At 39.8% G+C, this 20,192-nt stretch carries 13 protein-coding genes and 1 pseudogene; 12 read left to right on the top strand and 2 right to left on the bottom strand.

The features are described 5' to 3' along the window. Nucleotides 1-51 precede the first annotated feature (51 nt). From PX700_RS01010 to PX700_RS01000, 3 genes are all read left to right on the top strand, one after another. The gene (locus tag PX700_RS01010) at nt 52-1,839 is read left to right on the top strand and encodes an Ig-like domain-containing protein (protein ID WP_479519582.1); all 1,788 of its coding nucleotides are present in this window, start codon (nt 52-54) and stop codon (nt 1,837-1,839) included. A gap of 157 nt (nt 1,840-1,996) precedes the next feature. Further along, on the top strand, nt 1,997-3,040 hold the full coding sequence (locus PX700_RS01005) for a family 16 glycosylhydrolase (protein ID WP_479519581.1): 1,044 nt from the start codon (nt 1,997-1,999) through the stop codon (nt 3,038-3,040). A gap of 12 nt (nt 3,041-3,052) precedes the next feature. Continuing rightward, nucleotides 3,053-4,981, top strand: a complete 1,929-nt coding sequence (locus tag PX700_RS01000) for a CRTAC1 family protein (RefSeq protein ID WP_479519580.1) — start codon at nt 3,053-3,055, stop codon at nt 4,979-4,981. 70 nt (nt 4,982-5,051) lie between these two features. Here the strand turns inward: PX700_RS01000 and PX700_RS00995 are convergent, their stop codons facing one another. Next, nucleotides 5,052-7,592, bottom strand: a complete 2,541-nt coding sequence (locus tag PX700_RS00995; protein WP_479519579.1) for a TonB-dependent receptor — start codon at nt 7,590-7,592, stop codon at nt 5,052-5,054. A 344-nt stretch (nt 7,593-7,936) separates the two neighbouring features. Next, nucleotides 7,937-10,072, bottom strand: a complete 2,136-nt coding sequence (locus PX700_RS00990) for a multiheme c-type cytochrome (protein WP_479519578.1) — start codon at nt 10,070-10,072, stop codon at nt 7,937-7,939. 344 nt (nt 10,073-10,416) lie between these two features. Here PX700_RS00990 and PX700_RS00985 point away from each other — a divergent pair, with 344 nt between their 5' ends. The 9 genes and pseudogenes from PX700_RS00985 to PX700_RS00945 all read left to right on the top strand — a co-directional run bounded on the left by PX700_RS00985 (nt 10,417) and on the right by PX700_RS00945 (nt 20,179). Then, complete coding sequence (locus PX700_RS00985) at nt 10,417-11,841, top strand: sulfatase (protein WP_479519577.1); 1,425 nt, start codon at nt 10,417-10,419, stop codon at nt 11,839-11,841. A gap of 16 nt (nt 11,842-11,857) precedes the next feature. After that, nucleotides 11,858-13,021 (top strand): mandelate racemase/muconate lactonizing enzyme family protein, encoded by a 1,164-nt coding sequence (locus PX700_RS00980; protein WP_479519576.1) that lies wholly within the window; start codon nt 11,858-11,860, stop codon nt 13,019-13,021. A gap of 17 nt (nt 13,022-13,038) precedes the next feature. Beyond that, entirely contained in the window at nt 13,039-13,914 is an 876-nt protein-coding gene (locus PX700_RS00975; RefSeq protein WP_479519575.1) for an SMP-30/gluconolactonase/LRE family protein, read from the top strand. 201 nt (nt 13,915-14,115) lie between these two features. Then, nucleotides 14,116-15,083: pseudogene (locus PX700_RS00970) on the top strand (MFS transporter); the annotation flags it as partial. Nucleotides 15,084-15,401: 318 nt separating this feature from the next. After that, nucleotides 15,402-15,686, top strand: a complete 285-nt coding sequence (locus PX700_RS00965; protein WP_479519735.1) for an MFS transporter — start codon at nt 15,402-15,404, stop codon at nt 15,684-15,686. Between the two features lie 11 nt (nt 15,687-15,697). Then, nucleotides 15,698-16,477 (top strand): SDR family NAD(P)-dependent oxidoreductase, encoded by a 780-nt coding sequence (locus PX700_RS00960; RefSeq protein ID WP_165739254.1) that lies wholly within the window; start codon nt 15,698-15,700, stop codon nt 16,475-16,477. 46 nt (nt 16,478-16,523) lie between these two features. Further along, complete coding sequence (locus PX700_RS00955; protein ID WP_479519574.1) at nt 16,524-17,462, top strand: aldose epimerase family protein; 939 nt, start codon at nt 16,524-16,526, stop codon at nt 17,460-17,462. A 115-nt stretch (nt 17,463-17,577) separates the two neighbouring features. Continuing rightward, nucleotides 17,578-19,005 carry an NAD-dependent succinate-semialdehyde dehydrogenase gene (locus PX700_RS00950; RefSeq protein WP_479519573.1) on the top strand — a complete coding sequence of 476 codons (1,428 nt, stop codon included), beginning with the start codon at nt 17,578-17,580 and terminating at the stop codon, nt 19,003-19,005. Nucleotides 19,006-19,015: 10 nt separating this feature from the next. After that, nucleotides 19,016-20,179 carry a mandelate racemase/muconate lactonizing enzyme family protein gene (locus PX700_RS00945; RefSeq protein ID WP_479519572.1) on the top strand — a complete coding sequence of 388 codons (1,164 nt, stop codon included), beginning with the start codon at nt 19,016-19,018 and terminating at the stop codon, nt 20,177-20,179. Nucleotides 20,180-20,192: the final 13 nt, after the last annotated feature.

Below are 20,192 nucleotides of genomic sequence, written 5' to 3'. Positions count from 1 at the left end.
TTAGCAGCGGGCCACGTTTGGCGCGCTGTCTTACAAAATTTGGAGAGTAAGATGAAACATAACTTACTAATAAAAACAGCAATTAGCAGTGTTATATTTTCAGTATTAACAGGGTGCGGCGGAACGGATGAAGGTTATGATCCGCAGTTTAAATCTGATTTAGCACTTGTAATCGATACCGCAGTGATCACGAGCACATTAAATGAAGAGTCCGGAGTTCAAGAAATTGATTTACTGCAAGGCGTAACAATCGACGGTAAACCAGTCTCTGAGTCAGGTGCAACCATAAACGTAAGTGAATTAGAGTTTGTGGTTAATAATAATTTCACTACCCCACAAACAAGTGCTAATACTATTGCATCACACCGAATTTCACCTTTCACGCAATCAAGTGATAGCACTAAATTAGTTGTAAATACCGATGCGTTTTCGGCGGCATTAAGACAATGCGACCAAACCGATATTAGAGGCGCTTTAGATGGCGATGGTAACCCTATTGCTGATGGTAACTTAGACTTTCCGAGCCAAGTTATTTATAACATTACATATTCTATCAATAATGGTGCAGCTATTGCTGCGGGCGGCGCACTGCCTACACGTACATTACAATTAACTGTCAATGCGATTGATGATGTTGTAACTGAGGTCAGCGTCTCGCCGATTGAAATCCCTGCTGGTGGTCAAGCAAGTGTATTCGCATCAGCGATACCAAATTACGCGTGTAACCCCGCACTTATTTATTCAATTGCAGATGAAGAAATTGCAACCATTGATGAAAATGGCCTTATTAGCGCTAAAAATACCGGTGAAACGACTATTACAGCCACAAGTGTTGATAACCCCGAAGCTTCAGCAAGCGCCACACTTACAGTGACAGGTGCTTTTAGTCTTGCAATAACAAACGACGATAAAAACGAGTTAGGCGCTTCTTCAGGTAACAAGGACGTTCCAATCTGTGTGGTCAGTGGTGTAGAAGTGCAGCCTGCTTTACTAAACGCAGAGTTAAGCGGCGAATATACTTTTGATTGGACACTTAACGATGAAGTTTCATTTACGAAAAGCTTAACCGCAAAAAGCGGCTTTGGAGAAGTACTTGCCATTAAAGCACCTACAACAATAGACAGCCCAAATACGGTAACGGTTGAACTTATTGATGGCGATACAGCAAGTACACCTTTATCACTTATTTCGCAAAAAAGTATTACGGTTAATACTGTTAATAACCAAATGTGTGAGCCGGGTGTGTCTGAACACGAAGCAGGCTTTAACACCGACTTTAACCTCAATGGTGAAGGCGCACCTTATAAAGGTAATGCCACTTATAGTGTATCGGCAACCTCTGTGTCGGGTAATGGTCGTTCGCTTGAAATTACAGCGGGTACTGCAACTCAAGGTGAAGCGAATACACCGTACTCTTTTGCAACTCAGCAAGTTTGGAATAAACAACGTAACTGGTATAGCGCCAACTATGGACGTGGTGCCGAGTCTGTTGGTAAAACATACCGTTATGCCTTGTGGGTTAAGTTAAATCAAGTGCCTGTTGAACCCGTTACGTTGCGCCATGTTGTTGTACCGTGGGTTTATGACGGCATACCTGAGGATGCAAATGGATTTACAGGTCGTTACTCAGAAGCGGGCTTATTTAGCGCAGCACTCGCAGCCACTACGCAGTGGCAATACATCGAGTTTGTAGAGGATTCAACTAATCAACGCGACTGGGCTATTCCAGCAACATGGAGCTCAATTACCGATGTGTTTACCCTTTGGGAAGTGTATGGACTGCCAACGGGTGATTCAATCTTGATTGACGATTACGCCGTTACGCGTATCGATATTTAAGCGAGTACTAGACGCATAACATAATATTAATTAAAGCGGCTTTAAACTAAATAGGTTTAAAGTCGTTTTGTTTGCTTATAAGCCACTAAAAAATCTATTTATTTACGTATTAATTTTTAACTTTCACACAAACTTACATACAAAATAATGAGACATCATGAACAACACGCAAAAAAATATAAAAACACATAAATTGACGCTCACAGCAGCATTATTGTCGGTAATAACCATTGGCGGTTGTAGCAGCGATGCGACGACTAACACGCAAAAGCTTCCCCAAACTAAAAATAACTTATTGCCTTTAACAGATCCGCAAAACACCGGTAAATGGGTACTTAACACCCAAGTAAGTGATGAATTTGAAGCCAGCACTATCGATGAAGAACGTTGGTACATTGTGGGTAAACTTGAAAACGGTAAACCTGTTTATAAGCATCCAGATAATCCAAATAAAAAAGTATGGAAAGGCCGCGCACCTTCGCAATTTTCGGGTAATAACTACCGCCTAGAAAATGGCAAACTAAAGCTAGAAACACGTTGGGAGCCCGACTTTCCTTTTGAAGAAAAAATACATAAACCTGTGTTTGGCGATGCACTTAAATACGAAAACCTGACAACGGCATGCTTTATTGGCAGAAAGTCTTTTCAGTACGGATACATAGAAATTAAAAGCAAAGCCGCTGATGCGCAAGTGAGCAGTGCATTTTGGTCGATGGGCGAAAAGTTAGAAGTTGATTTTTTTGAATTATTTGGCGACTCGCTCGACCCTAAAAAAGATCACATAGACAGTGAGTTATGGTGGTCAATCCGCGATTGGAATAAAAAAGTAAAAGGCAAACCAACGTATACAGAGCGCAAAGATTTAGGCTTTAGAGTGGCAGATGACTTTCATGTTTATGGAATTGACTGGAGCGCCCAAGGAATTAAATATTATGTTGATGGTAAATTATTTAGCGAAGTATCTGCAGCACAAGCTGATGCCTGGGCAAAAGAGCATCGCGGGGTTGATAAAGGTTACGTAGCCACTAAGCCACTGTTTTTATGGCTTGATCAGGAGACTTTTCCTTGGCATGGCGTACCAAAAAGTAAAGAAGAGCTTGAACGTAATAGCCCTGAGGGCAAAAAAGATGATGGTATAGTCGACTTTGAAATTGAATACATCCGTGTTTGGCAGCAAAAACCATTACAGTCAGTTAAGTAAGGAGTGGGTTAAATGAAAAAAAATAGTAAGCCAGCAAACACGTTATTTTGTTTATCACTGATCGCTACAAGTATTCTGCTTTATGGATGTAACACCACTCAAAGGGCAAGCAATGAAACGCTAAGCGACAACAGCAGTAATAAATTAATGTTTAGCGAATCGCACAATATTATACCTTTTGAGCCACTATCGCGTCGTAAATGGGACAGTGCACTGATTGCAGACTTTGATAAAGATGGCTATCAAGATGTATTAATTACTGAGCATACCCACGCAGTAAAAATTTTTTGGAATAACAAAAACAATACCTTTTCAGCACCACAGATAATTATTAAAGGCGACACACACGGCGTGGCTGTTGCTGATTACGACTTAGATGGTCGTATGGATTTAATAATAGCCCAAGGCGGTGGTGGAGGCCTAAAACCGCGTTTACCTGTATCGTTTCAAATAAATCATGACCGGACTGTTGAAGGCGGAGAAACGTTTGATAATTTTGAACGTACACGCGGACGTGCGGTTAAATTAATTGATGGCAATAACAGTGGCACTTTAGATTTAATGCTCTCTGCTTTTCCGCTTAAAAAGCAAAAAAAGGGAGCCAACCATATATATAAAAACGAAGGACATAATCATTTTAAGTTTGTCGATTACTTACCTACTGCAAAATGGCTTGGTTATAAAGCCTTAGTTAGTGATTTTGATAATGACGGGCACGATGATTTATTTTTTTACGGCGGAGATGACATTGTTGTAGCGCAGAGTAAATCTGATTTAGGTTATAAAAATAAAAGTAAGGCTGTACTAGGAAATAATCGCAATATTAGCCATGTAAGCAGCATGACCGAAATCGATTTTGATAATGACGGTGACTTTGATTTATTTTTAACTCGCGCTAAACACCAATTTGAGCAACACACCTTTTACGATGCTCAATCTCAAAACTTTGCTTTTTTTACTCGTAACGAAGCATTTAAATTTGAAGATTTTAAAATCGAAGGTGACTTTGAAATAGAAAACCTGCAAATGGCTTACCCCCATTTTAATGTGTTTATTGGTAAAAATAGTGCGCCTTTAGCATTACAAGGGCACGGCGGCAGTGAACGTACGGTACAGGTAACAAAAGAGCAAGCTGCTGGCTGGCCTAAAAAACTACATAAAAAAGGTTTATATATAGGTTACTTAGGTAATGATACTTGGCGCGTAGCGGGGGATACTAAATCGCCTACAGCGGGTGTTATTAAAAGAGTGACTAATTCACCCAAAGTAAAAGGGCTTGAACCATTACCAGCGGTATTATTAGAAAACCAGCAAGGAAAATTTGTTGATGCAACAGCCAAGCTAAATATTAATCTTAGCGAACCTACAACCAGTGCTGTAGCCGGAGATTTTAACAACGATGGTTGGAGTGACTTATTTGTATTACGTTATGGCAATCCGGCAAAAGCTAACGAGCAGCTACTGTATTTAAATCAGCAAGGTAAAGGTTTTGAGACTTTACAAGACCATGGTGTTATTTCAACTGAGCTTGGAGCAACAGGGGGCAGCGCACAGGCCTTTGATTACGATAATGACGGCGATCTTGACTTAATTTATTCAAACGAGCGCGGCCGTTGGCATTTATTTATCAACAACACAGCTTTAAACGCGCAGCATAATTTTTTAGTCACTAATATTGGTTACTCACCTAACGCTGGTGTGTCGGCATTGGGAGCTACTGCGACTATAAAAGCGTGTGGGCAAACTTATAAACGCGTTGTAGGCGCAACAGGTGCTGGCTTTTCACAAAGCGAAAACAGCAAGCTACACGTTGGTTTAGGTACGTGTACAAAGATAAATAATGTATCGGTTCGTTGGAGTAATAATGAACATGTAGATATTAGCAATGCGGTAATAAATGATGCTAACGGGGAGTTAGTTGGTAGAAAAGAGCCATTGTAAGTAATTAAATGCAGATAGAAAAATAGCGCTTAATTAGCGCTATTTTTTTATATTCAGTTTTCGTTATGTATTAAAAGCTATATTGAACGCTTGCCCCCACATAACGACTCCAGTCACGAGGATAGAATGCTTCCCCAAAACCTTCAGAGTTTATACGTTGGCGAGTAGTGTACGACTTATCAAATAAGTTTTTAATGAATACACTAAACTGTAAGTTATCTTTGCTTACGCTTAAGTAACCATCCCAAATGCTTGACGATGGGTTAGCTGATTCGCCAAAGGCAAGTTCGTTAATTGATTGCGTGTGGCTGCCATTATAACGCCAAACTGCACGTGTATTAGCATTCCAGCCTGTATCAGCAATTTGTGTATTATATGAAATAGTACTTAAAAATTGTTGCTCAGCATTATTAGGGAAAGATAAACCCGTTTGATCAAAGCTCTGATTGCCTGTTGAATCAGTTGTACAACGAGAAGCAAGTAAACCACCATCACCAGCAGGACAATTGATAGGCGTATCAGCAAAGTCCTCGTAGCGTGCATCAAAATAAGCGTAGTTAAATGACCACTTTAATTTATCTGATATTTTAACCACCACATCGGCTTCAATACCGGTTGAACGTGCTTGTGCTGCGTTTACATAGCCTGCAAAAATAATGTTATTTTCTTCATCTATTACACGGCTGGCACGTACTTGATAATCGTCAACTCTCATATCAAAGTACGTAAAGTTAAACAGTAAATCGTTATCAAAATACGCTGAACGCAGACCTACTTCAAAGTTTGAAGAGTTTTCAGGATCGGTAGGGAAGTTGTCTGCATCGGCAGGGTCGGTATTTGTTGTTACAAAGTAAGATGCCCCTTTATAGCCGGTAGAATAATTTACATAACCGCGAATATCATCAGTAAAGTCATACCCTACAACCGCTTTGTATATAAAGGCGGTGTCTGAGTTATCAAATTTAGTTGGCGCGTCTTGGCGTAAAATAAGCGATGGATCTGTTTGAGCAAGTTCTAATACTTCATTGAATGTTTCCATTCCAACACCTGTAGAAGGTGTTGCCAAATCTGTACGAGCAAAGGTTGCATCACTTTTTTCGTGTAATAATCTAAAACCAAAAGTAGCATCTAATTGCTCAGTTATTTGGTATTCAAGTTGTCCAAAAATAGCGACGTTTTCAAAACCAGTTGTAAAATCACCACTATTTAGTAAGCGAGAAGGCGTTAGTAATGAGCGGTCGTCATCGCCAGTAGTTGCATATTTAGCTAAAAAAGCATCGGTAGATTGCTTTGAATAACACCCTGTTAATTCGCCGCCTTCAATAAAGCCACGGTTACCTGCAATACAACCGTCACGTATTTCAGAGCGCTGACCGTCGGTATCATGGTAAAAAAGGCCTAATACCCAATCAAATTTTTCATTATTAAATGACGAAATACGAAACTCTTGTTGAAGAACATCAACCGATTCGTTACCACCAAAAGCGGTTCGCTCTACAGGAAAATTAATAGTAAAAAATGCTGAGCTGTTATATAAATCAAAATCTCTGTAGCTACCATTATAGCTAAGTGTAATTTCATCATTTAGGTAGTAATCAGCCGATATTGAAAAGCCAAAATTTTCTGTTCTACCAAAGTTACCTTCTGCATTACGTGATGTAACTGGGCCGCCGGCTTCTTCAAAAGTAGACTCAGGATTTACACGGTTATAGGTTGTGCCTTCAATAGTGCCATCGTCTTTTACATTAACGATTGGACGAGGGCCAAAATCTGGGTTTATTCCACCTAAACGAGTAAGAGAACAACAATTTGTGTCTGTCTCTGAATATTCTAAGCGAAATAGTACGTTTAGCTCTTCACCGTTGTCGTACAAAAGTTGGCCGCGACCAGCTTTCGTTGTTTTTGCGCCTATGGTGTAATCTTCTTCACCAGGCATGGTGTTTTTTATCCAACCATCAATATCACTGTATTGCGCGTTAAATCGAGCTGCCCAGTTTTCGTTAAGTGGTACATTTACGGTGCCGCTAAAATCAGTGCCATCAAACTCAGTAACTTGTGCTCTAACCGTGCCTGAAACTCGGTCATCTAGTTGCGGCTTTTTAGTTACATAATGCAATAGGCCTGTTGATGTGTTTTGGCCAAATAAAGTCCCTTGTGGGCCGCGCATTGCTTCTACACGCTGTACATCTGAAATAGGTAAGTTAAGCATTGATTGGCGAGGTAATACTTCGCCATCTATAACGACTAGGTTTGAAGACTGTAAGCCAATTGAATTTGTAAAAGTGCCTATACCACGTGTTTTTAATGTTGTAGTTCGTATTTCACTGCTGTCATCAATGCCAAAACCAGGTAAGTAGGTGACTAAATCAAACCCATTATCTATACCAATTTCTTGAATTAAATCACCGCTTAGCACTTCGATTGAAGAGGGAACTTCTTTTAATGCTTGATCGCGTTTTTGTGCGCTCACTAAAATAACTTCAAAATCGTCTGAATTGCTTTTAGCTTGCTTTGCGGTTGTTTCTTCTTGTGCATATGCAGTGTGTGTGAAAGCTGATAAAGAACAACATGCAAGTAATATTGCTGTATGCAATTTACTGTGTTTAAGCATTTTAACCACTCCGTTTCTTCATAATTACTGTGTGTGCAGATAATGCAACGGCAGTATCTGTTATTTAGAATCAGGCTAATTAAACAGCGACTCTTAATTGCGATAAAGCTATAAGCAATCAAGAAGTGTAAATAATCACGAATGATTCATTCTAACAATTTAAACATATGATGTTTGCAAGTGCAATGTGTTGATTACTTGTTTATTAAATGTTGCTTGTAATATTGAGGTTATAACCTTGTATTACCGTTTAAGTAACACAAGATTATTAAGTTAAGTGGTTGAATTTTAATCTCTAATCTAAATTAAAAATTTAGAATGAAAAATAATTCAATTTTTAAAAATTATTTTAAACGAGTAAAAAAGTGGTAATCCTCAGCATTTTTAAGCTTTTGAGCAAAGCTCATTCCTAAGTTTTTGAGCTGCTGTGCATTATTATAAGCACCAATTTTGAGTTTTAACTCACCCACGGCCTGCGCTGTTGAGCCAATGCTATCTAGCGCTAAAAAATACAAATAAGCGTATTGCACGTTATTACTCTCAAGTGTCATTGCGTGTTTAAACGAATCAACCGCAGCGGGTTTGTTACCGCTTCTAATAAGCGCCATACCGTTTGCATAGTGCAGCGACGCAGAGTTAGGTACTGCTTTTAAACCACTATTTAACGTGCTTTGCATTTTTGCTGTTTTACCAAGGCGATAATAAATGTCGGCTAAATTTACATAACTTGCATCAAAGTAAGGGTCAACGCTAATGCCTTTTTGTAACGACTTTATAGCACCGTTTATGTCTTGTTTATTAAGCGCGAGCATACTTTGATTTATGTTACCTTCACCGCGCCATGTATTGACAGTATTAGCGTGTGCAAGCTCTATAATTGATTGATTAAGCCCGTTTAACTGCGCTGTTGTTTGGCTTAGGTTTTGCGCTGCAGCAACACGCACCGACTTTAATTTGTCGGTTAATAGTTGCTTGTAGCTTTTTAAGCGCTCTGCTTCGGGGAGTAAAAAGCCCACTTTAGCAATCGCTAAGCGAATAAGCGGAAGCGGCGAGTTAACCCAACTTTTTACTGTGGCATCGCTTAGCTCAGCGCCCGAATTACCTAAATAAGCAATCGCACTGGCGCGGTCTATTTCGTTTAACGAAAAGTCATTAATTAAGCTCATATGTGCATTTTGCGATATCGCTTTTAATGAGCGCAGTTCAAGCATACTGTGCTCGCTTGCACTTAATGCAGGTGCTTTACCATGCCATTTTTCAAGCGTGTTTGCTGCCCATTCGTTTGTTTTACCGTCGTGGCATTGCACACACGCATTGGGTGTATCGTATTTTATTGATATGTCAGGGCGCGGAATTTTAAAGCTGTGGTCGCGCCTGTCATCAACGCCCATGTATCTGTTTGTAGGCATGTGGCAGCTAACACATTGAGCCCCGGTTGATTGTTCTTTATGACGATGATGCTCGGGTTTGTTGTATTCGCTCGCACTGTGGCACTGTAAGCACAGCCCATTTGTTTTTGTTTTAACTTTCATGGTGTGTTTATCGTGGCAGTCAACACAGTTAACCCCGGCTTTGTACATTTTACTTTGTGCAAAAGAGCCAAACACATACACTTCTTCTTTAATTTGGCCATCGGCGTGATACAAATTTGGTTCTAAAAATGAAGGACTAAATTGGTCTAAAAACGCTTGGCTGTTATCAAAACCATCAGTCAGCGGGCTTCTAAGCGAATGACATGCATAACAGCCTTGCATAAAGCTGTTATCGCGCGGCTCACCTTGCCAGGTAGCAATTTTGTTATCGCCAATTATTTTCCACTGCGACATATTTGTAGGGCTTGTTTGAGCTGTCTTTATTATTTTTTTAGTTTTATGTTCATCCGTTATATCGCTGTGGCACGATTTACAGCCCACATTTATATTCGAGAAGTGCGTATCAAAGCTTTCCTTTTCACTATTGAAATTACGCTTTAAATTATCTGAATGGCAATCGGCGCACATGCCGTTCCAGTTTTGCAGAGGTTGCAGCCAATGGAGACGGTCGTTAGGTTTTACATCCTCGTTAGCGTAGTTGGCATACCAACGCTGACCGCCTAGTGATTTAGCGCGGCTATCCCATGCAAAGGGAAATACTTGGTATTTGCCTTTTTCAACTTCAATTAAATACTGTTGCAGTGGGTCAAAGCCAAATACATAACTTACAGTGTACGTTTTTTTTGTACCTTGCTCGGTCAAATCAATTAAAAAGGTCTCTTTTTCTTTATAAAACACGGCTTTTTGAGAAAAATGGGTCGCGGTTATATTATTAAAATCACCAAGCACGGTATCTGTATTGGCTAAAGCCATTGAATTTGCATGGTCTGACTGTTTCCAATCGTGGGTTTGTTGTTGATGACAAGACTGGCATTCCTCGTTTGCAATCGCTGAAAAACAACTGCATAAAAAAAGAACAACAAAAAGGCTGTTTTTTATATTTATCATTTTAGAATCCACCTTTAATAGCACACTAATGCATACTTAAAACTAAATAACGGGCCGCAGCTAAGCACACAGTAAATAGGCTTTGCCTTTAAACTGACACTGTTATTAGGCTTAAGTAATAGTGAGAAATTGAAAAATTAATTTCAAAATATCATACATCATATGTTTGCAATATTGTTATGTTTTGTTTAGTGTAGCGATATTGTGATTTATAAACTCATTATTTACAACTCAACCATTAAATTAACTAGCCGTAATAGTCTAATATAACCAATATGTTAGCTATGGTGTAATTAATATTTTTTAGCTATGTGCTTAACTATTATATTAAATAGGAAACTGTGATGAATAAGCTACTTGTTCTTCTTTCTGTATGTTTAGGCTTTTGCGTTAGTGCTAATGCAATGGCAAAAGCACAAACAGAAAAACCTAATATTGTTTTAATTTTTGCTGATGACGCAGGTTTTGGTGATTTTGGCTTTCAAGGTAGTACGCAGCTTAAAACACCTAATTTAGATAAACTTGCCCAAAGCGGTGTCCGTTTTACTCAAGGTTACGTAAGTGATTCTACTTGCGGTCCTTCACGTGCAGGTTTAATGACGGGTAAGTACCAGCAACGTTTTGGTTACGAAGAAATTAACGTACCAGGTTTTATGAGCGATAACTCAGCACTTAAAGGTGCAGATATGGGCTTGCCATTAGATCAAAAAACAATGGGCGATTATCTTAAAGAGCAGGGCTATAAAACAGCGGTATTTGGTAAGTGGCATTTAGGTGACGCCGACAGGTTTCATCCTTTAAAACGTGGTTTTGATACTTTTTTAGGGTTTAGAGGTGGCGACAGAAGCTACTTTAACTATTCAGAACAAGAAATGAAAAATGGAAACAAACATTTTTTTGATAAAAAATTAGAACGCGACTTTGGTAATTACGAAGAGCCAAAAGAGTACTTAACCGATGAGTTAGGTAAAGAAGCCGCTAAATACATTGAACAAAACAAAGATAAACCCTTTTTTATCTACCTAGCTTTTAACGCAGTACACACTCCGCTTGAATCAGATCCTAAAGATTTAGCTAAGTTTCCAAACTTAACGGGTAAACGTAAAGAGCTTGCTGCAATGACCCTAGGGTTAGACAGAGCCAGTGGTTATGTACTTGATAAACTTAAAGAGTTAGGCTTAGATGAAAATACTATTGTGGTTTTTTCAAACGACAACGGTGGCCCATCTGATAAAAACGCCTCAAATAATGCACCACTTGCAGGGACTAAATCAAACCAGTTAGAAGGGGGTATTCGTGTACCATTTTTAATTAGTTGGCCAAAACATATTAAACCAGGTTCGACTTACGACTACCCAGTAAGCACACTAGATTTACTGCCTACTTTTTACAGTGCCGCACAAGGTAAGGCGTTAGGTAATGATATTGATGGCGTTGATTTACTCCCTTATATTCAAGGTAAAAACACAGCACGCCCACATAAAGTGATGTACTGGAAAAAAGAAAACAGAGCTGTAATACGCGATAATGATTGGAAACTTATTCGTTACCCAGACCGCCCAGCAGAGCTATACGACCTAAGCACAGACATTAGTGAACAAACAGATTTAGCAGCAAAAAATCCTGAACGTGTTAAAACTATGTTTAAATCATTGTTTGAATGGGAATTAACGTTAGAGCGTCCGCGCTGGTTATTAAAAAGAAAATACGAAAAATACGATATAGACCGCATGGATAAATACCGTTTACCAGCAACTCAACCTCAATAACGCATAGGTAATAATAATGAAAATAGAATCTGTTGAAGCGCTTTTAGGCTGCGTAGGAAAACGTAATCAGCTATTAGTAAAAGTAGTAACCGAATGTGGCATAGTTGGCTGGGGCGAATCGGGCTTATCAAATCGAGAGCAAGCAGTTATTGGCGCAATACAGCACTTTGCTGGATTTTTAAAAGGGCAAGATCCGCGTAAAATTGGCCGTATTTGGCAAGAGCTATACCGCAGCCATTATTTTGAAGGGGGCCGTGTAATTACGGCTGCTATTTCAGCAATTGATATTGCTCTTTATGATATTTTAGGTAAGTCACTACAAGTGCCTGTTTATCAGTTGTTAGGGGGCAAACAACGCGAGCACATAGCGTGCTTTGCGTGTTGTTATACAGAGGCCGATCCGGATAAATTTGACGATTTAGTTAAAGAAGCAAAAGCACTTATAGCGCTAGGTTGGACAACAATAAGAGTGATACCGAGTCGTTTTGACGACCCTGTGTTTTTTGAACCACAAGAATCTATAACGCGCACAGCGCGTTGCCTAAATGAGCTACGTAAAGTACTTGGGCCTGATATTACACTTGGTATTGATTACCATCACAGATTAAGCGTGGCTGAGGCAGCTTCGTTTTGCCAACGTTTAAAGCCCGATACACTCGATTTTATTGAAGAACCGATTCGACATGAATCTCCTGATGCGTATAAAACGCTGCGTACTTTAACGCATATTCCTTTTGCTATTGGTGAAGAGTTTAGTTCTAAATGGGCAGCTAAGCCTTATATAGAACAAGGGCTTACTCAGTATTTACGTGTTGATGTGTGTAACATTGGTGGCTTAACAGAAGCAATGAAAGTGGCTGGTTGGGCTGAGGCACATTATATAGATGTTATGCCACATAACCCGCTTGGCCCTGTGTGTACAGCAGCCACAAATCACTTTGCAGCAGCGCTACCAAATTTAGGCTTAATGGAAACGCACCAAGGCCCGTTTAGTGAGTTTGGTGCCCATGATCCACTTCTTTTTCCTAAGCAGCATGTGTTAACAGGCAATAAATTTACTATTCCTGAAGTACCTGGTTTAGGTGTTGAAGTGAACGAAGCCGCGTTTAGATTGGCAACCCCTGTAGAAACCGAAGCGCCGCATTTATCAAAGCGTGATGGTTCTCATACTAACTGGTAACTTGTTTAGAGAATTAAATGAATACACTTACAGCGACTGTTTTTGACAGCACACTAAATTTTGTAGGCGAGGGGCCTTTGTGGCACCCGATCACACAAACGCTTTATTGGGTTGATTTTCCAAACCACATTTTGCACAGTAAAAAAGGCGACCATAAAGTTGAGCAACGCTTAGATAATATGGTTACCGCTCTGGCTTGGGTAAACAATGAAACCTTATTACTAGCAAGTGATAAAGGCCTAAATACCTATAATACCAGCACGCATAAGCAAACTTTTTTGTGCAGCGTTGAAGCAGATAAACCTGACAACCGCAGTAACGATGGGCGTGCCGATCCGTGGGGTGGGTTTTGGATAAGCACAATGCACGGCGATGCTCACGAAAACGAAGGGGCTATATATCGTTTTCACAACGGCGTACTTACTCAAGTTGTTAGTGATTTAACCATACCCAATGGTATTTGTTTTGATAAGTCGCGTGCTAGAGCTTATTACGCAGATTCAAAAACGCAAAAAATTTACCGATTTGACGTCGACTCACTTACGGGTACGCCAATAGGAGGAAGTGTGTTGTTTTTTGACTATTCGAGCTCAGCTGTATCACCTGATGGCGCTGTAATTGATAGCGAAGGCAACATGTGGATTGCACTTTGGGATGGCGCACGTGTAGATTGCATATCGCCCGAAGCTAAGGTAATTCAAAGCTTAGCGACTCAAACACCTCGCCCTACCTGCCCAGCGTTTGGCGACGATGGTACAACACTTTACGTAACGTCAGCACAATGTGGCCTAGAAGATACCCCATTTAATGCTATACCTCACGGCGCTACGCTTGCATTTAAAAATGCGGTAAAAGGCGTATTTGAGCCTTGCGTTAAAATAGACGGCTTTTAATTTTACGTATTCACTTTAAATATTAATTTTGTGTTTTTTCCTCTTACATTAATTAGATGTGAGAGGAAAAACACATTGCACATATAAACATCATATGTTTATATTGTTTTTACTAATTCTATCAATGTTATTCTTTTATATGTTGTAGAGCACTCATTACCAACACAGTAAAAGTATAAAAATAAAACTAAGGGTAATACATTGAAAGACACACACACACAATCAACAAAAGCAATTAAGTACTCCCTCATTGCAGCATTTGGCGGATTTGTATTTGGCCTAGACGCGGCCAATATATCGGGGGCGTTACGCTATGTTAGCTCGCAGTTTGAGCTAACCAGTTTACAAACAGGTAATGTAGTGGGTTGCGCCATTGTTGGCGTAATCATCGCACTATTTTTTACAGGTACTTTATGCCAAAAATTTGGTCGTAAAAAGGTACTTATTGGCATTGCTTTAACGTATTCACTCTCTACGGTTATTTCTGCTTTTGCGGTAAGTTACCCCATGCTGGTTGTTGGACGCTTTATAGGAGGGGTCGCATTTGCCTCTATAACTGTCTCAGCTATGTATATTGGTGAAATTGCACCCGCTAATAAACGCGGCCAATTTGTATCAGTTAATCAGTTGCTTATAACGTTAGGTAGTTTATTTGCGTTTGTTGTTAATTACTTTTTTGTTAAAAACATGGGCTCAATTGAATGGTTAAATGAAGCCAATATTTGGCGTTATATGCTTGGCTTTGAAATTGTGCCTAATATTATTTGGTTTTCGTTATTAATGACGATTCCTGAATCGCCGCGCTGGTTAATGAGCAAAAAACGTGATGAAGAAGCACGCGCTGTATTCAAAGGTATGGGGATCAATAACGCCGATACCGAAATAGTACTTAATGATATTAAAGCAACCATTCAAGAAGATTCAAAAAACAGTGCACTAGAGCAACTTAAAGTATTGTTTAGTAAGCCTATGCGTTTTGTTGTGTTACTTGCTGTATGTTACGCAGTAGTGCAGGGCGCAACCGGCATGAACGCCGTCTGTTTTATGCTCCTACCGTGTTTGAACAAATAGGTATGAGCGTCGAAAACTCATTTTTACAAACAATAGTACTTGGTGCGGTATCTGTATTATTTACATTGGTCGCCATATTCTTTGTTGAAAAACTCGGCAGAAGAACATTAACCATTACCGGTTTGCTGCTTATTGCTGTTGCGCACGTATCAATTTGGTATGGTTTTGAAAATGCCACGTACTCACTCAACAGTGAAGCAATAACCAAAGTTGCAGAGCAAAAAGTAGATATTACAAAGCTGCACGTTTTCGAAAATAAAATATACAGCACTGATGTTGCGCTAAAAGCAGATTTAGCCACTATTTACAGTAAAAAAGAGCTACCAGTTGTTACCGGTGCAATTATTAATGCTTCTATAAATATTAGTCCTGCGTATGTTTTATTTGGCTTATTTGCATTTTTAGCCGCCTTTAATATGTCGATAGGGCCAATAATGTGGGTGATATTCTCGGAGATATTTTCAAGCCGAGTACGCAGTGTCGCGTTACCCTTTGCCGCCTTAGTACAGAGTATTTCTAGCTGGAGTATTCAGCAGTTTTTCCCTTGGCAATTAGAGAACATGGGCGCAGCAAATACGTTTTTATATTACGGAGGCGTCGCTATTGTAGGCTGTATTGTTATGGCATTCATACTTCCCGAAACTAAGGGCAAGTCTATTGAGGCCATTGAACGCGATTTGGTCCCTGGGCTCAATAAATAAGGAATATAACTATGTCATCACGATTATTAAACGAAGTCGCTATTGTCACTGGCGCAGCCGATGGAATTGGAAAAACAGTTGCACGCGTATTTTGTGAGCAAGGCGCTAAAGTGTGTGTTGCTGATATAAATAAAGAAATGGGCGAAAATGTTGTAGCAGAGCTAAAAAGCAAAGGGTTTGATGCTATTTTTGCTCATACCGATATTAGCGACGAAACGGCTATAAAAAACATGGTTGAAAAAGTAGTTAATGAGCTCGGCAAGCCCAGTATTTTAGTTAATAACGCGGCTTTAATTAGCCCTGGGCGAAACGTAGATGACGTTACTCCACAAATGTGGCGTGATAGCTTTGCGGTTAATGTTGAAGGTATGTGGCAGTGTGCTGTAGCCGTACTTGAGCATATGAAAGAGTTAGGCCGTGGCAGCATTATAAATGTAGGTTCTGTGCATTCTTATAAAATTGTACCGGGGTATTTTCCGTATGCGGTAACTAAGCATGCGGTTATAGGGTTAACTAAAAACTTAGCCGTTGAATACGCAAAGCACAACATACGAGTAAACGCATTGTGCCCAGGCATGATAGAAACACCTATGGCGTTTAAGTCGTGGGAGCAAACAGACGATCCGCAAGCTTCACGCAAAGCAATGGGCGATGTACATCCTCTAAAACGAAATGGAACAACTGAAGAAATTGCTTACCCAGCCGTGTTTTTAGCCAGTTCAGATTCGAGTTTTATGACAGGGCAAAGCTTAATCATTGATGGTGGCCGTTCTGTAATTTATCACGATTAAAGTGCTTAACTTAATACACTGTAAGGCTCATGGTTTTGAGGCTATTTTGCTAAAAAATAGTGAGCTTGCTATTACAGTCATTCCTCAGTTGGGTGCAAAAGTCATCTCTATTGTAAGCTTAAAACACAATAGAGAGTGGCTTGCTCACGATAAACAAATCACTTTAAAACCTGCAAAAAATAATGATTTTTCTGAGCATGATAGCGGTGGTTGGGATGAATGTTTTCCGGGTATTTCTCCTCAGCTGTACGAACATATCCCCAATAAAACGCATTTTTCACATGATCATGGTGAATTGTGGTGCCAAGCATGGCAAATAACTAATACCCATATTAGCGATGAAGAAATAATACTTAGCTTACAAGCTGAGGTTTTTGACTCTACTTTTACATTTATAAGAACGTTTACCTTAAAAAAACACAGTAAGCGGCTGCTTGTTGATTACCACGTAAAAAATAACACAACGCACAATCTCCCTTTTGTTTGGTCAGCGCACCCTATTTTTGCCATAAGACCAGAGATGCGTATTTTAATAAATAACAAACATATGGAGTTTAAAGTTGATGAAGGGCTTAGTCGTTTTTATAACGTTAATAGACCGTTTATTAACTGGAGTGAGTGCTCAACTAAAGTCCCGCCGCTAAATAAAGTCATGCCCTATAACAGTGGTTTTGCAAGTAAGGTTTTTAGCAAACACTTAAATACGGGCACTCATAAAGATCAAAATATAATTGTAAAACTGGTTGATGATAAAGCCCAGCAAAGCTGCGGGTTTGAATTTTCATCAACAAACATAAGTCACTTGGGGCTTTGGTTTAATTACAACGGTTGGTCTGCCAATGAGCAGCTACCCCCTTTTGTACTTGGGATAGAACCTTGTATAGGCAATAGCGATTCTTTACACAAAGCCATGGCGAGTGAAGAGGAAGGGTTAATTAAAGGCAATGCTCATAAATCTTGGCATATGAGTTTTTTTGTTAACTAAATGTATTTTGTGTTTGCTCAATCAAACATCATATGTTTAAATAGTTATTATGTATTGAGACCTGTGTGTCTTACTTTAGCCCTTAGGGTGTTGTAGATAATAATGGAGCGACAGAATGCTTTCTAAACAACTGTATATCGGTGGAAAATTAATAACGAGTGACGCAACGACCGAAATTATCAATCCAGCAACACTCGAAGTTGTAGGCGAAATTTCGGCTGCAGGTATTAATGAAGCAAACATGGCCTTAGAGTCTGCGCAAGAAGCATTTTCAAGTTGGTCAACAACGCCTGCAACAGAGCGTGCTCAATGGATGCTTAAACTGCGTGATGCAGTAATTGCAAGCGAGCAACACTTACGTGAATGCGTACATTTAGAAATGGCTAAACCATGGCAGTCAACCGCTGACGACTTTCAAATGTTAGTTGATAGCCTTAATTTTTACGCTGATGCCATTGTTAATATCGCCGATGAAGAATTAAAAGATAATGAAGGTACGCACAGCCACGTTCTTTCGCGTGAGCCTGTTGGTGTAGCGGCTGCATTTTTAGCATGGAATTTTCCATTATTAAATTTGGCTTATAAATTAGGGCCTGCAATGGCTGCGGGTTGTCCGCTTGTAGTAAAACCGTCAAGTAAAACGCCTTTGTCTGCTTATGCTGTAGGCGAATTATGTGAACAAATCGGCTTACCAGCAGGTGTGGTTAACATACTTTCGGGCACTGATAGCACCGTAGGCGATGCAATTTCAGCGTCAACTATTCCCTCTGTACTTACTTTAATTGGTTCTACTAATGTGGGTAAGCATGTAATTGCAACAGGTGCTACGTCAATCAAGCGTTATTCAATGGAGCTTGGTGGTAATGCACCTGCCATTGTATGTAGCGATGCGAATTTAGATAACGCAGCCGATGTGATTTGTGGCGTTAAGTTTGCCAACGCAGGGCAAATTTGTGTTACCCCAAATCGCGTATTTGTACACGAAAGCGTTGCAGACGAATTTATTGAAAAAGTACTTACTCGTGCAAAAGCAGTAAAAGTTGGTTTTGATAAAAACGAGGCCATTGATATGGGCCCCGTTATGGATGCTAACTCATGGCAACGTATTGATGAGCTAGTTAAAGATGCACAGCAAAAAGGCGCTAAATTACAATTAGGTGGTAAAAAACCTACAGGCGTTAATGGGTATTTTTACGAACCAACCGTACTTACAAATGTAGATTCGAGCATGAATCTATACAAAGACGAAATATTTGGCCCTGTTATTAGTATTATTACGTTTAGTGATAACGAACAGGTACTTAGCGATGCAAATGACACGGACGCTGGTTTAAGTTCATTTATTTTTAGTAGTAACGAAGAGACTATTTCTTACTTTGCAAAACATTTACGCTTTGGCGAAGTACAGGTTAACGGCATTAAATACAGCATTAATTTACCTCATTTTGGTATTAAGCAATCGGGCGTGGGTGTTGATTGTTCGTTGTTAGCTTTAGATGACTACCTTGCATATAAACGTGTTTCTCGCGCGTTAAAGGTTTAAGGAACAGACTATGAAAATCACACAAATTATTAGCCACGTTTTACAGTACGACCTAGAAGAAGAACTTGGTTATTCGCAGCAGTATTACGCTAAACGTACCGCACATTTAGTTGAAGTACGTACCGATATAGGTATTACAGGTTGGGGCGAATGTTTTGGCGGTGGCGGTGTCGCGTTTGCCAATAAAACAATTGTTGAGCATGTGATTCAGCCTATGATTTTGGGAATGGACCCACTCGACAGAGAAGTGATTTGGCATAAAGTTTATAACCTATTGCGCGATCATGGCCAAAAAGGTATGCCTATTCAGTCTTTATCTGGTGTAGATATTGCTCTGTGGGACATTGCAGGTAAATTTTTAGATCAACCCGTTTATAAGTTACTAGGGGGGGCTTTTAGAGACCGCATTCCGGCTTATGGTTACGGCATGATGCTACAAAAATTTCCAAATCTGGAAGAGCGCTTTACCGAAGAAAGCCAACGTATTAAAGAAATGGGCTTCACGGCCATGAAAATGAAAATAGGTCTTTCGCCAGACCGCGATATAAAGCTTGTTGAAGCTGTACGCAAAGGTATTGGCCGCGATATGCGCCTAATGGTTGACGCTAACCATGCATATACAGCGCGCGAAGCTATTCCGCTAGGTCGAGAGCTACAAAATTTAGGCGTGTACTGGTTTGAAGAACCGGTTGCACCAGAGGATCATCAAGGCTATCGCGATTTATGTGAAGCACTTGATATGAGCATTGCCGGTGGCGAAGCAGAATTTACTCGCTGGGGCTTTAGAGATTTAATTAAAAACCGCTGCGTTGATTTACTCCAGCCAGAAGTGTGTGCGCTCGGTGGTATTACCGAATATCAAAAAGTATTAGCTATGGCACACGCGCATTTTGTGCCTGTTATAAACCATGTGTGGGGTTCGGCTATTGCGGTAGGTACTAATCTACATTTATTAGCTGCGTTACCTGATTTACCAGGTGCTGCACACCCAGTACAACCTATGCTTGAGTACGATACAACGCCAAACTTATTTAGAGAGCAGTTATTGCAAGAGTCTCTAAATATTAACGAGCAAGTTAAAAATAACAACGGAACAGTTGCGCTACCAAAAGGTCCAGGCCTTGGTATTGAGCCCGACCTTGATTTTATTAAACATTACGAAGTATCAATTTAATAAATAAGGGCAA

The organism is Pseudoalteromonas sp. TP27, assembly GCF_056470645.1.
The sequence above is the reverse complement of the archived record's forward strand: the minus strand, read 5'-3'. Positions and strand labels throughout refer to the sequence as shown.